Annotated in this window: 4 protein-coding genes; all 4 read left to right on the top strand. The window is 68.5% G+C overall.

Annotated elements, in window-relative coordinates:
• A partial coding sequence (gene mltG, locus ACIQ3R_RS16295) for an endolytic transglycosylase MltG (protein WP_397419906.1) occupies nucleotides 1-694 on the top strand: 694 nt, incomplete at its 5' end.
• Nucleotides 691-1,575, top strand: a complete 885-nt coding sequence (locus tag ACIQ3R_RS16290) for a YicC/YloC family endoribonuclease (RefSeq protein ID WP_397419905.1) — start codon at nucleotides 691-693, stop codon at nucleotides 1,573-1,575. The genes mltG and ACIQ3R_RS16290, both read left to right, overlap by 4 nt.
• Before the next feature lie 138 nt (nucleotides 1,576-1,713).
• Entirely contained in the window at nucleotides 1,714-2,451 is a 738-nt protein-coding gene (gene gmk / locus ACIQ3R_RS16285) for a guanylate kinase (RefSeq protein WP_397419907.1), read from the top strand.
• Between the two features lie 526 nt (nucleotides 2,452-2,977).
• Nucleotides 2,978-3,634: a PEPxxWA-CTERM sorting domain-containing protein gene (locus ACIQ3R_RS16280; RefSeq protein ID WP_397419904.1), complete on the top strand. Its 657-nt coding sequence runs from the start codon at nucleotides 2,978-2,980 to the stop codon at nucleotides 3,632-3,634.
• Nucleotides 3,635-3,887 lie beyond the last annotated feature (253 nt).

Genomic DNA, 3,887 nt, shown 5'->3' with positions numbered 1-3,887 from the left:
GGATCAGGTGCGCGATGGCCGCGTGATCCGCCGCTCGGTGACCATCCCGGAGGGCTGGACCAGCGCCATGGCGGTCGATGCGTTGAACGCGCTGCCCGTGCTGACCGGCGCTGTCGCCGAGCCGCCTGAGGGCTCCCTGCTGCCCGACACCTACGCCTACCAGCGCGGCGAGACCCGCCAGGCGGTGCTTGAGCGCATGCAGGCGGCGCACGACAAGGCGCTGGCTGATCTCTGGGCGGAGCGCCAGCCCGGCCTGCCTCTGGCCACGCCGGACGAGGCGGTGGTCCTCGCCTCCATCGTCGAAAAGGAGACCGGCATCGCCTCCGAGCGTCCCCGAGTCGCCGCCGTGTTCACCAACCGCCTTCGCGCAGGCATGCCGCTGCAGAGCGATCCCACGGTGATCTATGGCGTCTCGAAGGGGCGACCGCTCGGGCGCGGCATCCTGGCCACGGAACTGGCCCGCGAGACGCCGTGGAACACGTATCGCCGCATCGGTCTGCCGCCCACGCCCATCGCCAATCCGGGCCGTGATGCGCTGGCGGCGGTGCTCAACCCGCCCGCCACGGACGAGCTGTTCTTCGTCGCCGACGGGACCGGCGGCCACGCCTTCGCGGTCACCTATGCGGAGCACAACGCCAACGTCCAGCGCTGGCGCGCCATTGAGCGCCAGCGGGCGGCGCAGGCCAAGCCATGACGATCGTTTCCGGCATGACCGGTTTCGGGCGCGCCGAGGGCGCATTCGGCGACTGGTCCTGGGCGGTCGAGGCGCGCAGCGTCAACGGCCGCAACCTTGAGGTCCGCTACAAGGGCCCGCCGGGCTTCGAGGCCCTGGAGCGCGCCGCCCGCGACGGCGCCCAGGCGCGGTTCCAGCGGGGCCAGCTTCAGGTCGGCGTCCAGGCCCGCCGCGCTGAGGGCGCCGTCGCGGTCCGGGTCAACACCGATCAGGTCGCCCGCTATCTGGCCCTGGGTGAGCCGCTGATCGCCGAAGGCCGGGTGAGCCCGCCATCTTGGGATGGCCTCCTGGCCCTGCGCGGCGTGATCGAGGCCGACGACGCCTTGCTAGATCCTGAGGCCCAGGCCGCGCTGGAGGCCGCCATCGCCGCCTCCATCGGCGCCGCGCTCGACGGGCTCGCCGCCGCCCGTGCGGAAGAGGGCGCCCAGCTTCAGGGCGTGCTCGCCGGCCACGTCGACCGCATCGCCGCCCTGGCCGACCAGGCCCGCGCCGTGGCCTCCGGCCAGCCCGCCGCCATCAAGGCCCGCTTCGAAGCGCGCCTGAAGGAGCTGGCCGGCGAGGCCGCGAGCGAGGAGCGGATCATCCAGGAAGCCGCCGCCCTGGCCGTCAAGGCCGACGTCCGCGAGGAACTCGATCGCCTCGCCGGCCATGTGGACTCCGCCCGCGGGCTGCTCGCCCAGGGCGCCGCGGTCGGCCGGCGGCTCGACTTCCTGACCCAGGAATTCATGCGCGAGGCCAACACCCTCTGCTCCAAGTCCCAGGTCGCCGGCTTGACCGCTATCGGTCTCGACCTCAAAGCCGTGATCGAGCAGTTCCGCGAGCAGGTGCAGAATGTTGAATGAGGCGCCCCGGGCGCCCCGGGCGCCCTATTGAACCACGGATGTCTCGGATTTCACGGATGAGTCGAGACGGTCCTCCATCCGTGTGATCGGTGTTATCCGTGGTTTGAAATTCGAGCCGCCGTGCGGCTCAAGCTGTTGATGCGAGGGGTGTTGGTGAATCCGACCGACGATCACGCCAAGCCATGGGAGACCACGCGCCGGGGCCTGCTGCTGCTGGTCTCCAGCCCGGCCGGCGCGGGCAAGACCTCGCTCACCCGCACCCTGGTCGCCGACCATGACAGCCTGATGCTCTCGATCTCGGCCACCACCCGCGCGCCCCGGCCGGGCGAGGAGGAGGGGCGGGAATACTATTTCAAGACCCGCGACCAGTTCGAGGCGATGATCGCGGCGGGCGAGTTCCTGGAGTGGGCGACCGTTAACGGCAACTACTACGGCACGCCCAAGGGCCCGGTGATGGCCGCGCTCGACGCCGGCCACGATGTGATCTTCGACATCGACTGGCAGGGCGCCCAGCAAGTGGCCGACCGCGCGCCCGAAGACTCCGTGCGCGTCTTCATCCTGCCCCCCGCCTGGGGCGATCTGGAACGCCGCCTCAAGGCCCGCGCCCAGGACACCGAAGAGATCATGATCCAGCGCCTGGCGCTCGGCCAGGAAGAGATCCGCCACTGGGATCGCTACGACTATGTGATCGTGAACAAGAGCTTCGACCGCGCCTACGCCGACCTCAGCCACATCTACCGCGCGGAGCGTATGAAGCCGGCGCGCAACGCCTGGCTCCCCGGCTTTGTCGCGGGCCTGCTGGCCGAGGCGGCGGGCGACCATGACCCGACCGGGGCCCCGCCGAGGACGGCGCTGATGCGGCCGGTGCAAAAGTAGGGGGGCGGCGGCGAGTCTGCTTCCCGGCTGCAACGCCTGACGTCCGCTTGTCGGCCGGAGTCCAACGGGGAGAGGCGACCCAAAGTCGAAGTTCAGACGTTCCGCTTCTCACGCTCTCCGGCGACGCGGCGCCCGATACGCCGGAGCTTTGGTTCACACACCGAGATCTGTTCGGACAATTGGAGGGCCTCCTCGACCTCGACGCCGAGGTCGCGGACGGTGCTTCTACACTTGCGAGGCACGCGTTGCAGGCCGGGCCCGTCTGGTCAAAGAGTCACGACGAGGAAGGGGACTATGCGACTATCACTGCCGAGCTGCGGCTCCCAACGGTCGGATGGACCACCTATCCGGGAAGAGGCGGCCAAGGACTCCCTCAGGAGGGGAATCGAATTGCGCAGGGATCGTGATTGTGGGTAGCTGCTGACAGTTAGCTCCCGCATTTCCCGGATCAAACTGAGAAATGTTGGACGTCAGTATTTGACGATGTGCGTGGCCGTGACGGCTCGACGCTTGAATACAGGGGCTGATGATGAAGGTGAATACTTTGACGGTCGCCGCGCTCGGCGCAGCGGTCATGCTTTTCGGGGCCGGCGCCGCATCGGCCGCCATCAACCAGGTGGCCTCGCCGGGTGCGCTTACCGGCCCGGTCACGCTTGAGGATTTCGAGGACGCCTCGTTCCAGCCGGGGTTCACCGCCTCCGGCAGCGGCTCCAAGGTACCCGAGCTGTTCCTGGCCAGCAACGCCACGGGCGACGTCACGCCTTCCGGTGTCCAGGGACTGCTCTTGTTCCAGGATGGAAACGGCCCCAACACCCTCTTCTTCGATTTCTCCGGACCGGTGCGGTCGGGCGGGCTGTGGTTCGGGAACGATGACACCTGCTGCGGCAATCCCTTCACCGCGGTGCTCGACATCTACAGCTCGGGCGGTCTGCAAGGCAGCGTCAGCGTCGTGGCGAACATGAACGACTCGGCCGACCAGTTCCTCGGGTTCAGCACCGATTTCGACGTGACCCGCATCGGCTATCGGATGGCCTCCAACGCCAACCTGGCGATGTACGTCGACGATCTGTACTTCAGCGGCACCGGCGGCGCTGTGCCCGAACCCGCGACCTGGGCGATGATGATCGTGGGCTTCGGCGCAGCCGGCTCCATGATCCGCCGTCGCAAGGCCGTGGTCGCGTAGACTTCAACGCCTGACAGACACACGCCGCCGGTCCCAGGATCGGCGGCGTTTCTGTGTGTGGAGGCAGGCTGGCAGCCAAGGTCCGCTTTCCCCCCATCGCGGTCGTTCCGGACGTCCACTTTCGGCCCAGACATTGGTGCCATCACATGGTGGAACCCAGCCGTCCGTCGGCGACATCCTGGACGAGGCGTTCGCGTGCAGGACGGCCTATCGAGGCCACCGTCCCTGTTCCCGTTCAAAGGATCCGCAGGGC

Origin of the sequence: Phenylobacterium sp. (assembly GCF_044371015.1) — a bacterium.
GTDB lineage: Bacteria > Pseudomonadota > Alphaproteobacteria > Caulobacterales > Caulobacteraceae > Phenylobacterium.
The sequence above is the reverse complement of the archived record's forward strand: the minus strand, read 5'-3'. Positions and strand labels throughout refer to the sequence as shown.

What these genes read in the sequence shown, in the direction of transcription:
- ACIQ3R_RS16280 (WP_397419904.1), top strand. Translation starts at nt 2,978, where the DNA reads ATGATGAAGGTGAATACTTTGACGGTCGCCGCGCTCGGCGCAGCGGTC.
- gmk (WP_397419907.1), top strand. Translation starts at nt 1,714, where the DNA reads ATGCGAGGGGTGTTGGTGAATCCGACCGACGATCACGCCAAGCCATGG.
- ACIQ3R_RS16290 (WP_397419905.1), top strand. Translation starts at nt 691, where the DNA reads ATGACGATCGTTTCCGGCATGACCGGTTTCGGGCGCGCCGAGGGCGCA.